This window comes from Actinokineospora diospyrosa, assembly GCF_024171925.1.
GTDB lineage: Bacteria > Actinomycetota > Actinomycetes > Mycobacteriales > Pseudonocardiaceae > Actinokineospora > Actinokineospora diospyrosa.
The window spans coordinates 334,013-356,145 of sequence record NZ_JAMTCO010000002.1 but is presented as its reverse complement, the minus strand read 5'-3'; the positions used below and the strand labels follow the sequence as shown (position 1 = coordinate 356,145).

Annotated in this window: 21 protein-coding genes and 1 pseudogene; 3 read left to right on the top strand and 19 right to left on the bottom strand. The window is 71.0% G+C overall.

From position 1 onward, the window contains the following. Positions 1-687: 687 nt before the first annotated feature. The 15 genes from LV75_RS04145 to infC form a co-directional block, all read right to left on the bottom strand. Positions 688-1,212 carry a GNAT family N-acetyltransferase gene (locus LV75_RS04145; protein ID WP_253885267.1) on the bottom strand — a complete coding sequence of 175 codons (525 nt, stop codon included), beginning with the start codon at positions 1,210-1,212 and terminating at the stop codon, positions 688-690. After that, positions 1,209-2,591 carry an ABC transporter ATP-binding protein gene (locus tag LV75_RS04140; RefSeq protein WP_253885266.1) on the bottom strand — a complete coding sequence of 461 codons (1,383 nt, stop codon included), beginning with the start codon at positions 2,589-2,591 and terminating at the stop codon, positions 1,209-1,211. Before LV75_RS04140 ends, LV75_RS04145 begins: the two co-directional genes overlap by 4 nt. Then, on the bottom strand, positions 2,588-3,355 hold the full coding sequence (locus tag LV75_RS04135) for an ABC transporter permease (RefSeq protein WP_253885265.1): 768 nt from the start codon (positions 3,353-3,355) through the stop codon (positions 2,588-2,590). The genes LV75_RS04140 and LV75_RS04135 overlap by 4 nt, the downstream gene beginning before the upstream one ends. Further along, complete coding sequence (locus LV75_RS04130) at positions 3,352-4,305, bottom strand: ABC transporter permease (RefSeq protein WP_253885264.1); 954 nt, start codon at positions 4,303-4,305, stop codon at positions 3,352-3,354. Before LV75_RS04130 ends, LV75_RS04135 begins: the two co-directional genes overlap by 4 nt. Continuing rightward, positions 4,293-5,825 (bottom strand): ABC transporter substrate-binding protein, encoded by a 1,533-nt coding sequence (locus LV75_RS04125; protein ID WP_253885263.1) that lies wholly within the window; start codon positions 5,823-5,825, stop codon positions 4,293-4,295. Before LV75_RS04125 ends, LV75_RS04130 begins: the two co-directional genes overlap by 13 nt. Positions 5,826-5,842: 17 nt before the next feature. Next, positions 5,843-6,622 (bottom strand): class I SAM-dependent methyltransferase, encoded by a 780-nt coding sequence (locus LV75_RS04120; RefSeq protein WP_253885262.1) that lies wholly within the window; start codon positions 6,620-6,622, stop codon positions 5,843-5,845. Then, the gene (locus LV75_RS04115; protein ID WP_253885261.1) at positions 6,607-7,782 is read right to left on the bottom strand and encodes an MFS transporter; all 1,176 of its coding nucleotides are present in this window, start codon (positions 7,780-7,782) and stop codon (positions 6,607-6,609) included. Before LV75_RS04115 ends, LV75_RS04120 begins: the two co-directional genes overlap by 16 nt. Further along, entirely contained in the window at positions 7,779-8,777 is a 999-nt protein-coding gene (locus tag LV75_RS04110) for an enolase C-terminal domain-like protein (RefSeq protein WP_253885260.1), read from the bottom strand. The genes LV75_RS04115 and LV75_RS04110 overlap by 4 nt, the downstream gene beginning before the upstream one ends. Further along, entirely contained in the window at positions 8,774-9,814 is a 1,041-nt protein-coding gene (locus tag LV75_RS04105) for a PLP-dependent cysteine synthase family protein (protein WP_253885259.1), read from the bottom strand. The genes LV75_RS04110 and LV75_RS04105 overlap by 4 nt, the downstream gene beginning before the upstream one ends. After that, on the bottom strand, positions 9,811-10,596 hold the full coding sequence (locus tag LV75_RS04100; protein ID WP_253885258.1) for a Rossmann-like domain-containing protein: 786 nt from the start codon (positions 10,594-10,596) through the stop codon (positions 9,811-9,813). Before LV75_RS04100 ends, LV75_RS04105 begins: the two co-directional genes overlap by 4 nt. Next, positions 10,593-11,837, bottom strand: a complete 1,245-nt coding sequence (locus LV75_RS04095; RefSeq protein WP_253885257.1) for an ATP-grasp domain-containing protein — start codon at positions 11,835-11,837, stop codon at positions 10,593-10,595. Before LV75_RS04095 ends, LV75_RS04100 begins: the two co-directional genes overlap by 4 nt. 151 nt (positions 11,838-11,988) lie before the next feature. Then, complete coding sequence (locus LV75_RS04090) at positions 11,989-12,774, bottom strand: TrmH family RNA methyltransferase (RefSeq protein ID WP_253885256.1); 786 nt, start codon at positions 12,772-12,774, stop codon at positions 11,989-11,991. A gap of 26 nt (positions 12,775-12,800) precedes the next feature. After that, the gene (rplT, locus tag LV75_RS04085) at positions 12,801-13,178 is read right to left on the bottom strand and encodes a 50S ribosomal protein L20 (RefSeq protein ID WP_253885255.1); all 378 of its coding nucleotides are present in this window, start codon (positions 13,176-13,178) and stop codon (positions 12,801-12,803) included. A 64-nt stretch (positions 13,179-13,242) separates the two neighbouring features. After that, positions 13,243-13,437: a 50S ribosomal protein L35 gene (gene rpmI, locus LV75_RS04080; protein WP_204454736.1), complete on the bottom strand. Its 195-nt coding sequence runs from the start codon at positions 13,435-13,437 to the stop codon at positions 13,243-13,245. 91 nt (positions 13,438-13,528) lie between these two features. Continuing rightward, positions 13,529-14,206 carry a translation initiation factor IF-3 gene (gene infC / locus LV75_RS04075; RefSeq protein WP_253885254.1) on the bottom strand — a complete coding sequence of 226 codons (678 nt, stop codon included), beginning with the start codon at positions 14,204-14,206 and terminating at the stop codon, positions 13,529-13,531. A 285-nt stretch (positions 14,207-14,491) separates the two neighbouring features. Here infC and LV75_RS04070 point away from each other — a divergent pair, with 285 nt between their 5' ends. From LV75_RS04070 to LV75_RS04060, 3 genes are all read left to right on the top strand, one after another. After that, the gene (locus LV75_RS04070) at positions 14,492-14,866 is read left to right on the top strand and encodes a DUF1844 domain-containing protein (protein WP_253885253.1); all 375 of its coding nucleotides are present in this window, start codon (positions 14,492-14,494) and stop codon (positions 14,864-14,866) included. Positions 14,867-14,947: 81 nt separating this feature from the next. Continuing rightward, positions 14,948-16,372 carry a cation:dicarboxylate symporter family transporter gene (locus LV75_RS04065; protein WP_253885252.1) on the top strand — a complete coding sequence of 475 codons (1,425 nt, stop codon included), beginning with the start codon at positions 14,948-14,950 and terminating at the stop codon, positions 16,370-16,372. 115 nt (positions 16,373-16,487) lie between these two features. Then, positions 16,488-17,702 carry a hypothetical protein gene (locus LV75_RS04060; protein ID WP_253885251.1) on the top strand — a complete coding sequence of 405 codons (1,215 nt, stop codon included), beginning with the start codon at positions 16,488-16,490 and terminating at the stop codon, positions 17,700-17,702. Positions 17,703-17,947: 245 nt separating this feature from the next. Here LV75_RS04060 and LV75_RS04055 read toward each other — a convergent pair whose 3' ends face one another. The 4 genes and pseudogenes from LV75_RS04055 to LV75_RS04045 all read right to left on the bottom strand — a co-directional run bounded on the left by LV75_RS04055 (position 17,948) and on the right by LV75_RS04045 (position 22,061). Continuing rightward, positions 17,948-19,195: a phytase gene (locus LV75_RS04055; protein ID WP_253885250.1), complete on the bottom strand. Its 1,248-nt coding sequence runs from the start codon at positions 19,193-19,195 to the stop codon at positions 17,948-17,950. Positions 19,196-19,242: 47 nt separating this feature from the next. Next, positions 19,243-20,340 carry a YcaO-like family protein gene (locus tag LV75_RS35810; protein WP_372504138.1) on the bottom strand — a complete coding sequence of 366 codons (1,098 nt, stop codon included), beginning with the start codon at positions 20,338-20,340 and terminating at the stop codon, positions 19,243-19,245. 249 nt (positions 20,341-20,589) lie between these two features. After that, positions 20,590-21,654 (bottom strand): annotated as a pseudogene (locus tag LV75_RS35805) (hypothetical protein); the annotation flags it as partial. 191 nt (positions 21,655-21,845) lie between these two features. Continuing rightward, the gene (locus LV75_RS04045; RefSeq protein WP_253885248.1) at positions 21,846-22,061 is read right to left on the bottom strand and encodes a hypothetical protein; all 216 of its coding nucleotides are present in this window, start codon (positions 22,059-22,061) and stop codon (positions 21,846-21,848) included. Positions 22,062-22,133: the final 72 nt, after the last annotated feature.

Genomic DNA, 22,133 nt, shown 5'->3' with positions numbered 1-22,133 from the left:
CCATCTCAGCCCGTTCTCGGCTGTCCCGCCAGCCCAGCGCCTGGACAGTCGGACTCGCTGGTGCCAAATGCTCGATGGGGTGGACCTGTTTTGTGTGGGGGGACGGCACCCGTAGCGTCGGTAGCGGACAGGGCCATGCTTTTCGGCCCCTGCTGTGCGGTCCTGCCACGGGTGTCGTAGGGGCCCCACACAAAACAGGTCCACCCCATCGAGCAAAGCTCGAAAATCGCGGATCGGGCGCCGAGCTCGCCGCCAGGCGACGAGGCCGTCCACCGGAGCCGAAGGCGGAGGCCCCGAAGTTCTTGCCCCGCACCCCCAGCCCGGGCATACGTCAAGATCAACCTGATCGAAAGCCCCCAAATACACAGCTTACCGACGCGCACCGACGAACAGGGGCAGCAAGCAAAGGCCTGTGGACAGCGGAAGCCGTTGTGGACAAACACAACCAGCCCCGCAAGATCATCTGCCACAAGAGCCCCCGATATACAGCCTACTAAGGCGCAACGACACAACGGGAGCTGCAAGCAAAGGCCTGTGGACAACCGCCCACGCAACCAGGCTCGCAAGATCGCCTGCCGCAAGAGGCTTCTACCATCGTCTGGCGACGGCGGGGGCGCGATGGACCGCAGCGCTGCCATCGGCATCGCCTGGTTCAGCGGTGGGGTCTCGGAGCAGCGGCCAGGTGGCCTAGAAGGGGATCTCGTAGTGCACCGTCTGGAAGCGCTCCAGATCGCCGTCTCGGGCGTCGTGTACTTGCTTCGCTACTGAGTTCCAGAATGCCTCTGCGCCAGCTACTCGGGCGTCCGTGTGCAAGTACAGGACCTCGTACCCGCCAACCCCCGCCACGAAGCGCACCGCTTCCCCCACCAAGCGACGCGCGAGGCCGTGGCGGCGGTGGTTCTCGCGGACGTACACCCGGAATAGCTGGGCGGTCTGATCGCGCGGGTACCGTGCCACCAACCAGTCTGGGTGGGGCGGGCTCAAGGGTGCCACAGCGCGAACTCCGGTAGTGGCAACGACCTCATCCCCCAGGACAGCCACGAAGAGAGCGTGGCGCGGGTTGTCCAAGTAGACGGTGCCCGGGTCGATCACGTCTTCGTGCCAGGGTGGGTTGTAGCCGTAGCCGAGGTCTCGGTACAGGGTGTCGAGCATGACGGAGCGGGCGCCGGGGAGGTCGGTGGGGGTGGCTGGGCGGATGGTGTAGTCGGTCACGGGGCGGTCCTTGGTCGTTGGGTGACTCGGCCTTTGTGGAGGGTCGTCACGCGGTCGGCGAGGTGGTCGGCGACGGTGTGGTCGTGGGTGATGAGGACCAGGGTGACGGCGTGGGTGTCGCGGAGCTCGGCGAGGTGGGTGAGGACGCTCAGCCGGGTGACGGTGTCGAGGCCGGTGGTGATCTCGTCGCACACCAGGACCCGGGGGTTCGCCAGCAGGGCCCTGGCCAGGGCGGCCCGGTGCAGTTCGCCGCCGGAGAGGGTGGGGGGTGGGCGGCGGGTGGTGGGCTCGTCCAGGCGGAAGGAAGCCAGGACGGACAGGGCGGCGGCCGTGCTGTCGGCGGCGGACATGCCGCGCAGGAGTACGGCGGTGCGGGCCACCTGGTCGAGCACGGGGCGGCGGTGGTCGAAGGAGGCGCGGGCGTCCTGGAAGACGTACTGGATCGCGGCGAGGTCGGTGCGGGGGCGGGATCGCAGGGTGCGGGCCAGGGGGCGGCCGTCGAGGGTGACGGTGCCGGATGTGGGTGGGTGGAGGCCGACGACGCAGCGGGCCAAGGTGGTTTTGCCGCTGCCGGACGGTCCCATCACGGCGAGGCACTCCCCCGCTGACACGGTCAGGTCGACGTCGTGGAGGGCCGTGGTGCGACCGTGGTGGGCGACGAGGTTCTCGACTCGGAGGCGTTCGGCGCCGGTAGCGTCATCAGCTCCGGCACGGATGGGGTCCACCAGAAGCGCGCGGGTGTAAGGATGCTGCGGGTTGGTGAGCACGTTCGTTGCGGAGCCGGACTCGATAACCCTGCCTGCGCGCAGCACCACTATGTGATCGGCGAGCGCGCGCACGACCTCCATATCGTGGCTAAGCACTACTAGAGCCACCCCACGCTCGGTCAGCCGGGCAAACTCGCCGACCACCTCGTCGCGGGTAGCCCTGTCGAGGCCGGTGGTCGGTTCGTCGGCAACCACCACGGCAGGATCACCGAGCAGTGCTTGCGCTAGCACGAGCCGTTGCTGCTGCCCGCCGGAGAGTTGGTGCGGGTAGCGATCAAGCAGAGAACGAGGAAAACGGGCCGCATCCACCGCCTGCTCCACGGCAGATACGGAGGCGAGTTCTCGTAGCACCGAGCCCACCCGGCGGACGGGGTTCAAGACCGCCCCGGGGTGCTGCGGCACGAAGCCTGCCCTGCCCCGCACTCTTACCTCCCCGGACACCTCGGCGCCCGCCGGGTACTCCCCCAGCAGCGCCAGCCCGGTCGTGGTCTTCCCGCTCCCCGACGCCCCGACGATCGCCAGGACGGCACCCGCGGGGACCTCGAACGACACGCCGTCAACCAGGGGCCGCCCGACGGTCACCCGCAGGTCGGTCACCGAGACCACGCTCATCGGCGCACCGCCCGGTCGAACACCAGGTTGACCCCGACCGACCAGGCGATGATCAGCGCGGCGGGCACCACCACCGCCGAGGGCACCAGGAACAGCCCGGCCTGGTTGCGGTCCACCATGACCGCCCAGTCCGCCGCGTCCGGTGCCACGCCGACACCGAGGAAACTCGCCGAGGCCACCAGGTACAGCGCCGCGGTGATCCGCACGCCCAGGTCGGCGACCAGGGTCGGCGCGACCGTGGGCACCACGTACCCGAACGCCAGCCGCCACCGGCTCTCGCCTTGCAGTCTCATCGCCTCCAACGCCGGTCTGCTCGACACCTCCAAAGCTGCTGCCCGCGCCACCCGGGCGATATCGGGCACGGTCACCACGGCCACGACGAGAACCACGGTGGTGTAACCGCGCGGTGCGACCCCGGCCACCAGGATCAGCACCAATAGCGATGGCACCGCCAACACGATGTCCAGCGGCCGCATCAGCAACTCATCCAGCCACCGCCGTCGAGCCATCGCCGCGACGAGCGCTAGAGGCACCCCCACCGCGTACGACAAGCCCGTCGCGATTAGCGCTACCAGCACCACGGTGCGCCCGCCGAGCAGCACTTGGTGCAAGACGTCTCGCCCGACGAAGTCCGTGCCGAGGATGCCGGTCTCGACAAAGGCCCTACCCCGGGTCACTTCGTCCGGCACAAAGAACGGCCCGAAGATCGCGATAAGCAGCGGCACCACGAGCAGCACCACACCGAAACCAAGCCGCCCCTTCACGCGGCACTCCCCGCGCGAGGCGCGAGCCGGAAGGCGACAACGTCCGCGAGCAGGTTCACCAGCACGGTCGTCACCCCGAACAACACCGCGAGCCCTTGGACAACCGGCATGTCCCTACCGGCGACCGCGTCCACGAGCGAGGTCCCCAGCCCGGGGATCACGAACACCGCCTCCACCACGATCACCCCACCGAGCAGCCAGTCCGTCGTTCGCGCCAACTGCTGCACGGCAGGCGCTAGCGCGTTAGGCAACGCGTGCGCGTAGTCCACCCGTGCCCGCGATAGGCCCAACCGTCGCGCGTGTCGCACGTAGTCCGACGCCAACGCGTCCACCATTGCCGCGCGCACCAACCTCGTCACCGCGCACAACGGGCGCGCCAGCAGCACGATCACCGGTAGCACCAACACCGCCGGGTCGGCCAATGGGTCGGCCCCCAGCGCGGTCGGCGGCAGCCACCCCAACTCGACGCCGAACAAAGCCACCAGCACGATCGCCAGCGCGAACTCGGGCACCGCGTGCAAGCCGATGGTCAACGCTGTGACGACCCGATCCACCCGCCCCCCGGCGCGACGGGCCACGAACACGCCGAGCACCACCGACGACGGCACCAGCAGCAGCATGGTCAGCCCCGCGAGCAGCAGGGTGGTGGGCAACCCGTCGGCGAGGAAGTCCGCCACCGGCCTGCCCGACACCAACGACTCCCCGAGATCGCCCCGCACGAGCGCGTGCAACCACTCGCCGAACCGGGTCACCAGCGGCTGGTCGAGCCCCATGGCGGCGCGGATCGCGGCGACCCGCGCCGGGTCCGGGTTGTCCCCGGCCAGCGCGACCGCCGCGTCGCCGGGCAGGGCCTCGACCAGCAGGAACACCGCCACCAGCACGGCCAGCACCTGCACCAGGCCCAACAGCAGCCTGCGGCAGGCGTACCGGCCGAGGCTCACCGCAGCCACACGCGGTCGAACCTCGCCCAGTCGAGGCTGTTGGCGGGCGCGGTGAGCACGCCGTCGACCGCGGTGGTGGTGCCGATCACCCAGTCCGCGAAGCCCCACACCAGGTAGCCGCCCTCGGCGTGCAGGGTGCGCTGCATCTCCCGGTACACCGCGTCGCGCGCCTTCTCGTCCACAGTGGACACGGCCTTGTCGTAGAGCGCGTCGAACTCGGGGCGGGCCCACTTGGTGACGTTGGTGGTCGACTTCGACAGCAGCCGCTGCGAGACGTGCGACTCGATCGGCATGGCGCCCGAGCGGAAGCTGGACAGGGAACCGTTCTTCAGCGTGTCGGCCCAGAAGGTGTCCTTGTCGCCCACCGCGACCTCGATGGTGATGCCCGCCTGCTTGGCCTGCTCGGCGAACACGGTCGCGGCCTCGACGAAGCCGGTTGCCGCCTCCGAGGTGTTCAGCGTGACCTTGAGGCCCTCCGCGCCCGCGCGCTTGACCAGGAACCGGGCCTTGTCGAGGTCGCGGGTGCGCTGCGGGATGTCGTCGGCGTAGTGCAGGTACCCCTTGCCGTACAGGTCGTTGGCGACCTGCCCGGAGCCCGACAGCACCGACTCGACCAGCTGCGGCCGGTCGGCCAGCAGGAACATCGCCTCGCGCAGGTCGCGGTTGTCGAACGGCGGCCGGTCGACCTTCATCGCGAAGGCCTGGATGCCGCTGTTGGGCGAGCGCAGGATCTTCACCCGGCCACCCGCCTCGTGGGCGCGCGCGGTCACCGGGGACAGGTCGTGCGCGTACTCGACCTGCCCGGCCAGCAGCGCGTTCACCCGCGCTGATTTCTCGTTGGCCAGCACGAACTCCAGCTCGTCCAGGTGCGCGGCGCCCTCCCAGTGGTCCGGGTGGCGCTTGAGCAGGGTCGACCGGCCCGGGGCGAAGGAGACGAAGGAGAACGGGCCGGACCCCACCGGTTTGGTGAAGTCCTCTGTGGACTCCGGGATGATGTACGCGGAGAAGGTAGCCAGCACGTTGGGGAACTCGACGTAGGGACGGCTGAGGGTGAACTCGATGGTCCGGTCGTCGACCGCGCGGCTGGCCTTGAGGTCGATCACGGCGAGGCTGGCCTTGGCGCGGAAAGCCCGTTTCGGGTCGAGGATCCGGGCGTAGCTGGCGAGGACGTCGGCGGCGCGCACCGGTCTGCCGTCGTGGAAGGCGGCCTGGCGCAGGGTGACCCGCCACACGGACGCGTCGGCGTTGGGCTCCCACTTCTCCGCGAGCCGCGGCACCGGCGTCAGGTCGGCGCCGAAGTCGGCCAGCTTGTCGTAAAGCGCCTTGGAGCGGGCCGCTTCCACGAACAGACTCGCCATGTGCGGGTCCAGGACCTCCTTGGCCCCACCGCCCGCGAACGCGGCCCGCAGCCTGCCGCCGGTGCGCGGGCCGGACGCGGCGGGGGTGTTGGACGCGCAGCCCGCGAGGGCCAAGCCACCCGCGAGGGCGAGGAAACCACGACGGCGCAGGGTGGGGAACGGGTCGGACACGGGGACCTCCGGTGCGACTAGCGGGGACGGGACCGGGCGACCAGGTGCAGGCGGTCGCCGGAGAGGGCGGTGGACAGGCGGGCATCGGCCGTCCACGGCGCGTCGGTGCGCGGGCCTGGTTCGTCGAACAGGGCGAGCACCTCGAACCCGGCGGACTCCAGGTGGGCGCGCAGCTCGAGCGGGAACAGCAGTCGCCACGCGGTTTCCTCGACCAGCGGCCCGGTCTCGCCCGACCAGGTCCACTCGCGACAGCGGCGCAGCAGCTGGTTGGCGTGGTCGATCCACAGCCGGGTCCGGGCGGTGTAGGCGGTGCCCTCCCAGCAGACGGTGCGGGTGGTGACCTCGTTCAGCAGTTCGGTGTTGCCCAAGAAGAACGCGCCATTGCGCATCTCGGCGACCAGGAGCCCACCGGGTTCGAGGTGCGTGTGGCAGCGGTCGAGGAATGCCCGTAAGTCCGCGTTGGTGTGGCAATAAAGCAAAGCGCTGTCCAAGCACGTGATCACGTCCACGACGCGGCCGATGTCCATCGCGCGCATGTCGGCGTGCCGGAAGTCCACGCCGGGGTGGCGGGCGGCGGCGAACTCCAGCATCGCGGGAGACAGGTCGACGCCGGTGACCTTGTAGCCCAGCCCGGCCAGGTAGCCCGCATCGCGGCCGGTGCCGCAGCCCACGTCCAACAACCGGGTGCCGCCGCCGAAGCGGGCGATGAGGTCGTGGACGAACCGGGCGGCGAGGTGGTCCGGGTCGGGGAAGCGCCGCTCGTAGAGCTCGGGGTTGTCGGTCAGGAAGTTGCGCATGTCGCCGTCCTCTCCGGAATCCGCGTTGTCACCGCGCAAAGCACGCCGACGGCCGCGCACACCAGGCACGCCCACCAGCCGCCCACGTCACTCACCCACCCCACCAGCACCGTCGTCACCGCGGCGGCGGCACCGGAGACGAGGTAGAAGACTCCGAAGTACGTACCGGTGACCCGTTCCGCGCCGAAAGCGGGCACCAGCTCGTAGACGAACGGCTGCGCGATCATCGTCCCGACGGCCAACCCCAGCACGGCGACGGCCACCGCGGGGACCGACAGCGCGGGCCACAGGTAGGACAAGGCCGGGGCGAGGAACCCGAGGCCCATCACCAGCAACCCGCAAGCGATGGTCCGTTGCCGGGACGCGTCCTTGAGCGCCCTGGTGACGCGCACCTGTCCGATCAAGGTGACCACAGTGGACAACACGAACACGCCCGCCACGCTGCCCGCCCAGCCGGTCGCCCGGTTCGCCTCGAACGGGAGCACCAGGTACAGCTGGTTCTGCAGCGTGAAAACACCCGCGGCGGACAGCGTGAACACCATGAACGGCCGGTTCGTCAGGCACGCCTTGATGTCGGCGAACACCGAGCTCGGCGCGGGGGGCACGGCGCGCGCGGGCAGCACGAGGGCCTGCACGACGGTCAGCAGCGCGAAGATGCCCGCCGCCACGGTCGCCGACAGCCGGAAGTCGACCAGCAGCAGGACACTGCCGAGCACGGGACCGACGAGCGCACCGGTCTGGGCGTAGACGGAGAACAGCGCGAACGCCTCAGCGCGGCGCTCCGGCGGTGTCTCCACCGCGATGTAGGCGCGGACGGCCGGGTTGAACAGCGCGCCCGCCACCCCGCTGAGCACAGCGGCGGCCAGCAGAACCCCAGCCGAGTCACCAAGAGCGAAAAGCCCGAACCCGACAGCGCGCACACCACACCCGGCGATGATGACGCCGCGCACGCCGAGCCGGTCGGCTGCGGTGCCACCGAGCAGGAAAAGGCCCTGCTGGCTGAGGTTGCGCACCCCGAGCACCACCCCGACCAGCGCCGCGGACAGCCCCAGGTCCTCGGTCATGTGCGTGGCCAGGTACGGGATGAGCAGGTAGAAACCGGTGTTGACGCCGAACTGGTTGACCAACAGCACGCGCACCGGGAGGGGGAATGTCCTCACCGACGCACCAGCCCCCACCCGGGCCCCCCGCGCAACCGCAGGACGCCGTCGTCACCGCCGAGTCCGGTCCACGGGTCCTCGGCGAGCAAGAGGTGGCCGTCGAGGTCGACCCACCGCGCGTGACCGCTCAGGTGCACGGCGGGGGCGAGGCCCAGCGAACTGGAGACCAGGCACCCCAGCAGCACGTCCAGGCCCGCGACCTCGGCGGCCTCGATCGCCGCGAGCGCTTCGGTGGGGCCGCCGAACTTGGCGAGCTTGATGTTGACCCCGTCGACAACGCCTTCTAACGCCGAGATGTCCTCGACGGTCGCCACGTCCTCGTCGGCGACCACCGGGATCGGCGACCTGGCGGTGACCCAGGCCAGCCGGTCGCGCTGCCCCGGTGCGATCGGCTGCTCGACCAGCTCCACACGCGACTCGGCCATCGCCTCAAGCGCGCGAACAGCCTCGTCCGCCGTCCAGCCGCCGTTGGGGTCGAGCAGGATCTGGGCTTCGGGCGCCGCTTCGCGCACCTGCGCGACCCTGGCCACGTCGTCCGGCGCACCCGCCTTGACCTTGATCACCCGAAAACCCTTGGCCACCAAGGCAGCCGCGGCCGCACCCGCCGGTACACCAAGCCCGACCGTGCGGGCGGTGGGCTTGTCCGTCCACTGGGGAAGGCCGAACAGCTCGTGCACCGGGACCCCGCTGCGCACCGCGGCGAGCTCCCAGAGAGCGGCGTCCACCCCCGCCCGCACACCCGGGTGCAGCGTCTCCCAGAGCCGCTCGTCGGGCGTCCAGTCCTCGTCGGTGAGCGTCGCCGCGACCGCGGCGAGCTGGCTGGTGATCGCCGCCTTGTCGAGTCCGTAGTAGACACTGGTGATGATCTCGCCGCGCCCCACCGAACCGCGGTGCGACAAGCTCACCTCGATCGCGTCGCGTTCGGACATGACCGAGCGGGAGATGCGCAGCGGTTCGGCGAGCCGCAACGTCGCGCGGGTCCAGTCGAGCCTCATGCCGGGACCCCCAGCGGGTCGGCCACGACCGCGCACCGCGACCAGCGGCTCAACGGCGCCGCCGCCGGGTCGGCGACCTCGACCGGGTGCCCGCACGGGCGGCCGAGCAGACCCCTTGCCTGGCAGAACTGGTCGTCGAAGATGGAGTCCAGGTAGCGGTGCACCCCGTCGGGGAACACGGTGACCACCACCGCCGCCGGGTCGACCCTGGCCACCCAGGCCGCCACCAGGGCGACCGCGCCGGTGCTCCAGCCACCGCTGACGAACCCGTCGCGGGCGAGCCTGCGGCAGGCGTCGACGACCTCGACCGGCCCGAGCCAGTGCACCTCGTCGAACTCGTGGTACGCCACGTTGCGCGGGTGGATGCTGCTGCCGAGCCCGCGCATCACCCTGGGCAGCGCGGGCTGGCCGAAGATCGTCGACCCCACCGCGTCGACCCCGATCAACCGCACGCCCGGCCGGTGCCTGCGCAGCTCACCGGCGATCCCCGCGCTGTGCCCGCCGGTGCCGACGCTGCACACCAGGACGTCGATGTGGTCGAGGTCGTCGATCAGCTCCCGGGCGAGGGCGGCGTACCCGGCCGGGTTCGCCGGGTTGTTGTACTGGTCGGGCCAGTACGCGCCGGGGGTGGCGGCCAGCACGGCGTGCAGGCGGTCGAGCCGGGCCCGCTGCCAGCCGCCGCTGGGGTGCGGGTGGGTGACGACCTCCAAGCGAGCGCCGTGGGCGGCGAGCAATGCCCGCATCCCGGGCTCCAACTCGTCGTCGACGACGAGGATCACCGGGTGCCCCAACGCTTGTCCGGCGAACGCCAGCCCGAGGCCGAGGGTCCCGCTGGTGGATTCCACGACCGGCGCACCCGCGGCGAGGCTGCCGTCGGCCCGCGCGGCCAGCAGCATCGATGTCGCGGCGCGGGCCTTCATCCCGCCCGCGCCCAGGCTTTCCAGCTTGGCCCAGAACCCGCCGTGCGCGTGCGGCAGCGGGGTGGTGACCCGTGCGAGCGGCGTGTCACCGACGAGGTCGAGCAGTTCCGGCCTCACCTGGGGCTCCGATACCGGTGCAGCACGGTCGGACCGCCGTCGAGCCAGAAGAACGGGTACGGCTCGGCGCAGACCCCGGCCACGCCGTCGAGCCGCGGCAACACCGCGCTGCCGGTCTGCGCGAACATCACCAGCGGAACTCCCCGCGCGGCCGCGGCGTCCCGCAGGACCTCGAAAGTCCCGTTCCCCAGCGTCATCCCGGTGGCGAGCACCGCATCGCACCCCTCGACGTCAGCGTCGTCGGTGATCGGCTCGCCCCATTCGGTTGTGCCGCCGCGCAAGTCGCACGGCCGGTAGCGGACGCCGCGTTCGCGCAGGTGGTGCAGCAACGAGTTCACCACGCCGACGACGAGCACGCGTTGCCCGCGGTCCACACCGAGCAGGTCGACCACGTGACCCGCCCGGGCCAACGACTTCTCGAGCGAGGTCCCCGCCGGAACCCGCACGCTGTCGGTCGCGTGCTCCTCGTGCGGCATCGCCGCCATCAGGAACGCGTCCAGCGCGGCCACCCGGACGGCGAGCTCCGGATGACCGAGCATGGAGTCCACAGTGGATCCAACGCAGTCGTGCACCAGGTCGTCGTCGACCGCGCCCGGCTCCACCGCGCACGACCCGACCGCCTTGCCGACCCGCAGGCTCAGCACGTGGTTGCGGTAGCCGGTTCCCCTTGTGCTGTGCCGAACCCCTTGGCGGGTGACGAACCCGACGCTGACCTCGGCGTCCGCCGGAGCACCGAACCGCCCTCGGCGCACCTGACCGATGAGCTCCTCGACCGCGCTCACTGCGCGTACCGGACCTTGAGGCCCGCGACCAACTCCTCGACCCGCGCCCTCGCCCCGAGTGCCACCCGGTCGACGACCATCACGTGCCCCAGGTACGCGTTGTTGCTGGTCGGCTCCCCTGCCGCGTGCCCGGCGGGCTTCACCGCCCACTCCACGACATCCGGCGCCGCAAGCGCTTCGACGCCGTCGATCTCCGCCACCACACCCCGGTGCGGCGGCAGGAGGAACGCCACCGCGGCACTGCGCGCCCCGGTCGTGGCGGCCACCACCTCCGGTGTCTCCCCGAGTGCGAGGCGGGCGTGCAGCATCGGCAGGTCCACACCGGTGGTGCGCCGGACGAGCTCGGTGATCCTGTTGCCCGCGGGGCGCGGATTGACCTCGACAACCCTGGGGCCACGCGAAGTCAGCTTGATCTCGGTGTGCCCGACGACCCGGTCCAGCCCCAGCGCCTCGATCGCCGCCACCGCGGTGTCGGTCACCAGCAGCGTTTCCTCGGCCGTGAGTTCCGCCGGGAACATGTGTCCACTCTCGACGAACCACGGCGCGCCGACGATGGACTTGTCCGTGATGCCAACGACTGTGGTCACACCGTTGACCGTGACCGTCTCGACGCTGACCTCCGGGCCGTCGAGCAACTCCTCCACCAGGACGGCCGGGTCGCGCACCTGCTGCCTGGCGTTGACCGGGAACCCCTGGAGCGCGCGGACCGCCTCACCCAGTTCGGTCTCGTTGCCGACCACCCGCACGAACATCCCGGCGCACAGGTCGACCGGCTTCACCACCACCGGGAACCCGATCCCCCGGGCCGCCCGCACGACCTCGTCCCACCCGTTGGCCACCACGAACTCCGGCCCGGGAACACCGGCCGCGCCCAGGACCTCCCGCGTGCGGTCCTTCCGGCAGGCCCGCTCGACCGCCTCCGGCGCCGCACCCGGCAGTCCCAGCCGCTCGGCGATCCGCGCCACGGTCGGCAAGTAGTAGTCGCAGGAGCTGAACACGCCGTCGAACCCCAAGGCGCCGTGCAGCTTCTCGACGTGCGCGAGGAGCGGGTCGAGCTCGTTGGTCTCGGCCGTGAGCACGTTGTCCGCGCCGAGCAGCGGGTGCGGGCCGGGGCTCGAGCGCAGGTAGTGCTGCATGTCCCTGGTCAGGAAGCTGAACCGGTGACCGGCCTCGCGCACCGCCCTGGGCAGCAGCGTGCTCATCGCCCCGACCCAGCTCTCCACCATCAACAGGTGCCCCACGACACTCCTCAGCAGCCGACCCCAACACCGGCCGCCAACGATAACCATTGTCGACAACCGCGTATAGATCAGATCCGTGCATATGTCGCGTGTGGACTCCGCGCGCGCGGCGCGGCGAAAGAGGGTCGATCAACTCACCCGGGCGGGGTGATCAGCGCCGCTGTTCCCGGGCGCTCGCGTACAGGCACACCGCAGCCGCGGTGGCGAGGTTGAGGCTTTCCGCTCGGCCGTACAGCGGCACCTTGGCCACCTCGTCCACAAGCGACAGCACGTCCTCATCCAGGCCGTGCGCTTCACTGCCGAAGACCCAGGCAGTGGGCGGTGCGAGGTCGACCCCGTCGAGGTCGATCGAAGCGTGGCCGTCCGCGGCCACCAACCGCAGGCCCGCGTCCCGGCAGGCCCCCAACACCCCGGCCACGTCCCGGGACCGGGCGACCGGCAGGTGGAAGACACTCCCGGTCGACGCGCGAACGCACTTGCCGTTGTGCGGATCCACAGTGTCCCCGGCGAACAGCACGGCCCCGGCCCCGGCCGCGTCGGCCACCCGCGTCACCGTCCCGGCGTTACCGGGATCGGACACCCCCACCAGCACCGCCACCAACGGCGGCCGTCCGGCCAACGCGGACTCGACGGACTGGTCCACCAACGAGCACACCGCCACCAACCCCTGCGGTGACACCGTCTCCGACAGGCCGTCAGCGGCCTTGTCGGTGACCTCCGAGACCGGGATCCCCAGCCCGGCGGCCCGGTCGAGCAAGTCCGCGTTGCGCGCGGCGGCGACCGCGGTCACGAACAGCTCGTGCACCTCACCGAACGCCAAAGCCTCGCGGACGGCTTGGGAGCCCTCGGCGAGGAAGCGGCCCGCCTTGTCGCGGCCCTGGCGGCGGGTGAGGGCCCGAGCGGCAGCGACCCGGGGCGTGCGTTCGGTGAACGGCACTGCCCCGGGTCGCTGGACGCGCGTGCTCAGGAAGCGGCCTTGCCCTGGGTGCCCGCGTTCGCGCGGGCGATCTCGACCAGGGCGGTGAAGGCGGTGGGGTCGCTGACCGCGAGCTCGGCGAGGATCTTGCGGTCCACGTCGACGCCCGCGACGCGCAGACCCTCGATGAAGCGGTTGTAGCTCAGGTTGTTCTGGCGGGCCGCGGCGTTGATCCGCTGGATCCACAGCTTGCGGAAGTCGCCCTTGCGGGCACGACGGTCCCGGTAGGCGTAGTTGAGCGAGTGGAGCACCTGCTCCTTGGCCTTGCGGTACAACCGCGAGCGCTGACCGCGGTAGCCGCTGGCGAGCTCGAGAGTCGTGCGGCGCTTCTTTTGGGCGTTGACCGCCCGCTTGACGCGTGCCACGGGGTCCGTCCTGTCGATCTAGTGGGCGCGCGGGCGCCCGGTGGTCAAGGGGATGGGGTGGCCTCTAGCGGCCGAGCAGCCGGTTGAGGCGGGGCGCGTCGACCTTGGCGACCTCTTCGGTGCCCGAGAGCCTGCGGGTGACCACGCTGGACTTCTTCTCCAGCTTGTGGCGCAGCCCGGCCTGCTGGCGGCGAAGCTTGCCCTTGCCGGTGATCCGCACGCGCTTGGCGGTACCGGAGTGGGTCTTCATCTTCGGCATGTTCGATCCTCGTCGTCGTGCCGCCCGCGAGCGCGGTGGCGCGCGGGCGGCATTCGGGGGGTTGAGCGCTGACCGGGGCGACCCGGTCGGGTCACTCCTCGGAGCTGACCTCGGCGGTGTTCGCCTCGACGGTGCTGACCTCGGCGGTGCCCACCTCGGTCGGTTCCTCGGAGCCTGCTTCTTCGGAGTTCGCCGAGGTCGACTTCGGCTTCGGCTTGATGTTCTTGTGCGGCGCCAGGACCATGATCATGTTTCGGCCGTCCTGCTTGGCCGAGGACTCGACGAAGCCCAGCTCCTGCACGTCCTCGGCGAGCCGCTTGAGCAGGCGGAAGCCCAGCTCGGGGCGGGACTGCTCGCGGCCGCGGAACATGATGGTGACCTTGACCTTGTTCCCGTGCTCGAGGAAGCGCACCACATTGCGCTTCTTGGTCTCGTAGTCGTGGGAGTCGATCTTCGGCCGGAGCTTCTGCTCCTTGATGACGGTGAGCACCTGGTTGCGCCGGGACTCGCGGGCCTTCTGCGCGCTCTCGTACTTGAACTTGCCGAAGTCCATGAGCTTGCACACCGGCGGGCGCGCCTGGGGGGCGACCTCGACGAGATCAAGATCCGCTTCCTGCGCCAGCCGGAGGGCGTCCTCGACGCGGACGATCCCGACCTGCTCGCCGTTGGGTCCGACGAGTCGAACCTCCGGCACGCGGATGCGGTCGTTGATGCGTGTCTCCGTGCTGATGGGGCCTCCTTGGTCCGTTTGCTGCGTTCCGGCGCCCACCCCAGGGAGGGTGGGACGACGGCACACGTCCAGCTCGCGACGTGCTCGGCACGTGAGGTCCCCAAAAACAACTCGAGCCCCACTGCCAGGTGGCAGACGGGGCCCGCTTCCGACCGATTGCCCGACGGCACGCGTCGGGACACACCACAGAAACCACCAGGTCAGACCCGGTGGATCGCGGCAACCGGACCCAGCCTCCGCGAGATGGCCTGGGTGGGAGCGGGGGCTCCACTTTGCCGCCCCCGAACTAACGGGGGCTGGTCGCACGTGCAAGGGTAGCAGACCGTGAACGACGCTTCCGCCGCGCCCGGCCCGGCCACCTCGGACGACCTCGACGACAGCCCGCGCGAACTGGGTGACATCCCCAGCGTGGAGGTGATCTCCCGGGCCGCGGTCATGCTGATGTCGGCCTCGGCCGAGCGGCTCGGCCTGGCCGACCCCGACCCGCACACCAGCCCGCGCCGCGACCTGGACGAGGCGCGCAGGCTGATCACCGCGCTGGCCGGGTTGGTGACCGCCTCGGTGGAGTACCTCGGCCCGCACGCCGCGCCGATCCGCGACGGGCTGCAGTCGCTGCAGAAGGCCTTCCGCGAGTACTCCGCGTTCCCGGACGAGCCCGGCCAGGGCCCCGGTGAGAAGTTCACCGGACCGGTCTACTGATCGCGAACTCTATGACCACAAGGGTGACCGCGGGCACACCCGGGAGGAAGGTGGAGCGACCGGATCCCCAGGGAGGCACCCGTGTCGCAATCCCAGCCCGCGAACCCCGACCCGCCCGCTCCCCCGCGTTCCCCCTCGCCCCGGCGGGACCGGACGCACCTGCTCTACGTGGCCGTGATCGCCGCCGTCGTGCTCGGCGTGGCGGTGGGCCTGCTGTTCCCGGCCACGGCGAAGTCATTGGCGCCGCTGGGGACCGGGTTCGTCGCCCTGGTCAAGATGATGATCAGCCCGATCATCTTCTGCACGATCGTGCTCGGCGTCGGCTCGGTGGCCAAGGCGAGCAGCGTCGGCCGGGTCGGCGGCCTGGCGCTGGGCTACTTCCTGGTGATGTCGACCGTCGCGCTGGCGGTCGGGTTGCTGGTCGGCAACCTGCTGCACCCCGGCGACGGGCTGCAGCTGACCGACGCGCTGCGCAGCACCGGTGAGGCGCAGGCCAAGGGCGGCGAGTCGACCACCGAGTTCCTGCTGGGGCTGATCCCGACGACGCTGCTGTCGTCGCTCACCGAGGGCGAGGTGCTGCAGACCCTCGTGGTGGCGCTGCTGGTCGGGTTCGCGCTGCAGCTGATGGGCCGCTCGGGCGAGCCGGTCCTGCGCGGGGTCGGCCACGTGCAGCGACTGGTGTTCCGGATCCTGGCCATGATCATGTGGGCGGCACCGGTCGGTGCGTTCGGCGCGATCGCGGCGGTGGTGGGCGCCACCGGGGTCGGGGCGCTCAAGAGCCTGGCCGTGATCATGTTGGGCTTCTACGCCACCTGCGTGTTGTTCGTGGTTGTCGTACTGGGGTCGTTGCTGTGGGCTGTTGTGCGGCTGAACCTGTTCTCGCTCTTGCGCTACCTGGGACGAGAGTTCTTGTTGATCCTGTCGACGTCATCGTCGGAGGTAGCGCTACCGCGGCTGATCGCGAAGATGGAACACCTTGGTGTCAGCAAGCCCGTGGTCGGTATCGCCGTGCCGACCGGGTACTCGTTCAACCTCGACGGCACCGCTATCTACCTGACGATGGCGACGTTGTTCGTGGCCAACGCGACCGGGGCGCCGCTGTCGGTCGGCGAGCAGTTCTCCTTGCTGGCGTTCATGATCGTGGCCGCCAAGGGCGCGGCGGGGGTCAGCGGGGCCGGGCTGGCGACGCTGGCTGGCGGGTTGCAGTCGCACCGACCGGACCTGGTCGACGGGGTCGGCCTGATCGTCGGGATCGACCGGTTCATGTCCGAGGCGCGGGCGCTGACCAACTTCGCGGGCAACGCGGTGGCGACGGTGCTCATCGGGGCCTGGACCCGGGAACTGGACCGGGATCGCGCCGTCGCGGTGCTCTCCGGCCGCCAACCGTTTGACGAGGCGACCCAATTGGACGCCGCGACCGGTGACGCTACGCGGGGGTCACCGCCAGCGGTTGGCGCGGATTCGTCCGCACGGGCGAACGCACGGGAAGATGACCGTGAGGCGTAGCCTGGCCGCGCTGTCGTTCGTTGTACCGCGTGAGCCGCCCGCGTCCGATGCCCCCGGTGCGGGCGGTTCGGCGTAGCGGGCCGCGACCCCGTTCGTGCGCTGTACGGTTGCGATCATGACCTCTCGGTGGGCCTTCGTCGCCGCCCTCGCCACAACGGGCGCGTTGTTGCTGCGGCACCCCGCTCCGCCTTCGCGACTGGAGGGCTGGACGGGGCCTGCCGGTGGGTGGGGTTGGCTGGTCACAGGGGTCGCCGTGGTCGCGCTGGTCGCGTTGTGGCGCTACCCCGGCCGCGCGTGGCCGTGGGTGTTGGTCGTCGGTGGCGCGCTGAGCATGGCGGACGCGGTGCTGTGGGTGGACAACTGGCCGCTGCCACCGGGGACAAGCGCCGCAGTGCGGCTGCAGGTGGTGTCGGTGGTGACCTCATCGGCCGCGGTGTTGTTGCTGCTAGGCGCGTTGGGCGGGGCCGCGCGGCTGCTCTCGGTCGGACACCGGGCGCACGGCGCGGCACTCGCCGGGACCGCGGTGGGGGCGTTCGCCGTGGGCGGACCGCTGGCGACGTCGCGGTTCGAGCCGTCGATCTGGGACCTGGTGCCGTTCGTGGCAGCCGGTGTCGCGGTGGTGGGCGCGGCGGGCGCGGTGTTGGTGAGCAGGCGGGATGGCCGTGCTGCCATGGGACCGCCGTGGGTTCTCGCCGCCGGGCTCCTCGCGATAGTGCTAGGGGCGCTACCTGAGCTTGATAGGCGTTTGACGCTGGTGTCGCTGATCGCGTTGTTGGGGCTGGCAGCGCTAACTGCGGTCAGAGCAACTTTGGAGACAACGGCTCTGATTGTGGTTGCTGTTGTAGGGATCGCGTTGGTGCGGGCGGGGGTGCGGCTGGATGGACATCCCGTAGGTGCGCGGCCCGCTCTCCTGGCGTGGGTGGCGTTGGTCGGCGGAGTGTTGCTATTCGCGGCGTTCGGGCTGAGTTCGGCGCGCGCGGTGGTGTTCGCGGTCGTGGCCGCCGCTGCGGGGTTGACGCTGCCGGTGTTCGTTGACGACGGCGCGGCCTACGCGTCCGCTCTGCTCTCGATCGGCGTGGGGTTGATCGTTCTGGTGAGCTCGGTCGCGGCGGATCGGTGTGGCGAGGCGTCGGTGGGGCTGGTTGTGGTGCTCGGGCTGGTCGGGGCGCCAGCGGGCCCGATGGCGGATCTGGACCTGGACAGTGCCTTGCTGCTCGACAACAACCATCCGACGTGGTGGGTGACCCTGGCGTTAGTCGTGGCAGCGGCACTTGTGGCTGTTGGCGCTGTCGTGGACAGGTATACAACCCGATCACTCGTCGCGGGCTAGTCGCACCTCGCGAAGGACGCGGTGTAAGAGGAGTTCACCGTCTTCAGGCGGCCCGTGGATGAAGAACTCCGGTGGTACCTCACCCAACATCTCCAAAGCCGATGCCACGCCTTCGAGAAGCCTCGCGCAGTCGGGACAACCGGCGATGTGATGCAAGGTCGCCACCTGCCCTCCCGTGTGCGTGGCTCTACACCACACACACGGGTAGGCGGACCTGCTGGTTCAGGGTCTAGCCACTTCAGGGGCTAACGGAGAACTCCGGCGACCTTCTCCCAGCGGACGAACTTGAAGTTCGTGCTCTCGCGATCTCCAGGGGCGTTCTCGCCATCGTGGAGGACGAGCAGCCCGTGGGGGTAGTCCCGCCCGAGCGGGGTAGTGACAACCGCGGCGCCGTCGCTGTGCTGGACCCCATCCACAGTGGAGCCATCGGAGACCACGAACCCACCGGTGTGGCGGGGGTACCCACGGCTGATGTCGTAAGCGACGAAGGTGCTGTCACCCTGGCTCGACGCGAGCAACTGCTTCGCGCCGTTCTTGCCATAAGCGATGGTCAGACCCTCTGCGTCCGCAGTGAGGTAGCGACCCGCGGCAGGCGAAGGCGGCCCGGTGAAGGCGCATTCCTCCGTGGCCTCGTCGTACACGGCGGGCCTACCGAACTCGCGGACCTTGTCGACCAGGGTCGCCCGGCCGAAGCGCCCGTCGCGCACCGGCACCCGCCACACACCGACGTCTTCCTGGGCCGCGTAGAGCACGCCGTCGGTCGGGTCGAAGACCATGCCCTCCACCTGCGGCCCCTCCCCCGGCTCGGCGCACGGCGCCCACGTGCCGCCCGGGACGGCGAAGGTCGCGGGCAGGTCGACGGTGTCCACCCGGCGGTAGGTGACCCGACCGGCGCCGTCGTCGGCGAGGCGGAACACGCCGAGGCGGGTGTCGTGCCGCCTGCTCACGACCACCCACGGCGCGCCGCCGTCGGGGTCGGGCGCGACGGTCAGGCCGTAGGCGGTGCGCTGCTCGTCGACCTCGGCCTCGGTGGCGCTGAACGCGCGCGGCGGGGCGGCGGTGGTGATGTCGGTGAGCACGCCGTCGCGGATCGCGTAGACCCGGATCCGGTCGCGGCCCCGGTCGGAGACCACGGCGAGGTCGAGGGTGCGGCGGCCGATCCGGGCGCCCTGCACGATGTCGACGTTGTTGAAGCGGCCAGCCTCGGCGTCCGGGGTCGGCGCCTGCGGGGTCGGGATGTGCTGGACCTGCCTGCCGCGCAGGTCGAACACGGCGAGGCCGCCGTTCTTCAGCGTGCCGACGACGCGGCTGCGCTCCGGGCGTGCCCGGTCGATCCAGATGGCGGGGTCGTCGGCGTCGGCGTTGCCACCCGCGTCGTCGTCGAAGTTGGGTGGCGTCTCCACGGCGGCCGTGACCCGTGGGAGTTCAGCGGCCGCGGGTAGCGCCAGGAGCGGGAGCAGGACCAGGGAACCGAGGAGGGCTGCGGTGCGCATGGGCGGTCATCCTGCCCACCGGCCTTGGCCGTACGGTGAACGCGCGATCACCAGATCGGGTGCACCAGCCTGCGGATCGGGGTGCCGCGGTGGCGCAGCCGGGCCACCGGCACCCGGTCGACGCCGTGGCCGTAGCTGATCGGCTGCAGGTCCGGGCTGACCGCGCGGACCACCCGGAACGGGCTGGTGGCCACGTCCGCGCTGGTCACGTCGACCACCGCGACCCGGATGCCCGCGCTGCCCAGGTGCCCGGCCAGGTCGGTGACCGAGGTGTCGAAGGCGGGCTCGGGCAGATCGGCCAGGTGCGAGGTGCCGCCGCAGCGGAGCCGGTCGAAGGCCTCCATGCGGCTGGTCGGGAAGTAGTAGGCGGCGTGGTCGAGCATCTCCCGGACCTCACCGGCGTGCCGCGGCGGCCGGTGGCCGTCGCGGACCAGAGCGGCCAAGTGCGGGGCGGTCTGGGCGAGTTCGAGGACGGCGGCGCGGATGGCGGCCCGGGGTGAGCGGTCGGCGCCGAGGCCGACCGCGATGGCGGGCCACCGCCTGCCGTCGCCGACCGCGAGCGCGACCGCGGTGGTGCCGTAAGCGGAGGTCGGCAGCACGTACACCTCGACGGCCGGGCCTGCCGCGCGCAGCGCCTCGATGACGTCGGTGACCTCGATGTCGAGGGTGTCATCCAGTTCGACGTAGCGCCCCTTGGCACCGGTGAGCCACGCGGACATCATCGCGTCGCGCTCGATCAGCTCGAGTGTCGCGCACACGGCAGCGCCATCTGCGTCGGTGCTGGCCGCGAGACCGTTGGAGGTGCCTTGGCAGATCAGGTGTTCCTGCAAGAGGCCCATCGAGAGATAGCTGAACACGGCAGGCACCCAGACGGGCTTGTCCGTGCCGAGCCAGGTACCGCGCACCCACGGGTGATCGATGCGCCGGTCGTAAGGCACGTACGGGAATCCGCGGCTCGTGTACTGGTCGGGCTCGTATAGCGGGAACTCGCGCGGGTCCAGGACCTCGCCCTCTAGATCCGCGGCCCGCGCCCACACGATCCGGTCTGGATCTGGCAGCGACGCCGAGTACCGCTCAATGGCCTCCCCCACCGCGGACACGAGCGCGGCGTGCCGGGTCATGCCCTTACCCCAGCCGATCGGCATCGCGCGGACCTCACGGCCAACCATCACGTGCGGCGGCGCTGCCGTGCCGACGTAAGGGCCACCGGGCAAAGGTTCACTTACCGACACCCACGGGATGACGCCGGTAAGAGGGTCGACCCACCCCGCTAGCGCCTGCAGCAGCGCCTCGGGATCGTCGTCGTCCTCGGGCAGGCCAACGGTGGCGATACCGTCGGCTCCGCCGCACGAAGCGCAATCGGGCAACGGGATCACCTTGTGCCACAGCGGTTCCTCGGCACCGATCTCGACCACGTACCCGGCCAACGCCTTGTCACCTTCGAAGGCGGCGCGCAGCATCTGCTCGAAGACCGCGATCGCGGCCGCCGGGACCTTCCGGGACCGCACGACCTCCGTCGCGTCGGGATCGCCGGTGCGCGGTTTCGCCGCCACGGCCGCCGTCCGGCGGGCCCGCGCGCACGCGGCGCACCCCGGCTGCCCCGGGACCACCAGGGGGCCGAGCTCGATCACGCCGTCGTCGACGGTGACCGTCACCGCCCGCAGTTTCGCCGTGCGCGCCAAGCGCTCGAACGCGGAGTCCTCGCCCCGCACCACGGCGAACCGCACGCCCGTCCCCAGCGGCGCGCCGGACACCGCGACCCGGGACCCGAACTCGCGGCGCAGGCAGTCGCGCAGGTGGCGGTCCCAGTCGCGGGAGTCGACCGCGGCGCGCTCGACCTTGGGCACGACCAGCAACCGGGTCGTCTCGTCCCCGCGCGCCCCGCGCACGATCTGGGTCTCGTCGGCCCGCGTCTCGTCGATCCTGGCTTGGTTGATCCGGGCCTTGTCAGCCCGGGGCTCCGCTGCCGGGGTCCCCGCTGCGGAGTCCGCCACCGCGGCCGCGGTCAGACCGGCAGCTTCGTCCACACCGGCGGCTTCGGCCACGACCTCGGTCGCACTCGAACCCAGCGCGCTGTCGGGCTCCGGTGCCACGACCGGCTCCGCGGCCAGATCACCGCGAACCGCGGGACAACCAGCCTCGGTGTCATCGGGGACGGCAGTGTCCTCGGGAACGGCGGTGTCCTCGGGGACGGCAGCGCCACCAGAACCCGCGGCGTCGGCCAAGACCTCGGCACCTTCGGCCACCGCGTCAGCCACAACCGCGGTGTCGTCCGCTCCCACGGGTGCGGCCAGGTCGGCGGCGTCGTCCGAGCCAGCCGTGTCCGAGCCAGTGGTGTCATCCCGGTCAGCCTGACCAGCGGTGTCTTCCTGACCAGCGGTGTCGGCCGGGCGCACCGGGTCACCGGCACCCGCTGGACCGCCGGACGGCACCGGATCTTCGGGGGGGCACTGGATCATCGGACCGCAGGGCGGCCGAACCCGCTACCCCAGTCGCCGGATCGGACCCCGTGATCACCGGGCCGGGGGTCACCTGGGTCGGCTCGTCCACCGCGGCCGCCACGACCTCGGCCGGGGTCACCGTCGTGGTCTCGTCGACCCCCGCCGCGGGCGCGGCAACGGCACGCGGGGGCGCGGCGGGACCGGCGCTCTCACCCCGCACGCACGGGCCCCCTCGGTCCGGGATCCAGCCGCGGCCCCCGGTGGTGCCTGCCGCGCGTCACCAACCGGAACTCGGCTGGCGCGGTGATCCCCTTGAGACCGTCCCAGGCGCGCACGGCCGCGCCGCCATCGATGAGGGCGAGCGAGGCTGCGGTGACCCGGTGCGGCTTCACGACTCTGGCCTCGAGTTCCGTTGGCTCGATCAACTGACGTCCTCCTCGCGCGACCCGCGAACGTGTCGCGGCTACGAGGTAGGAGTCAGCATCCGCGACCGGGAT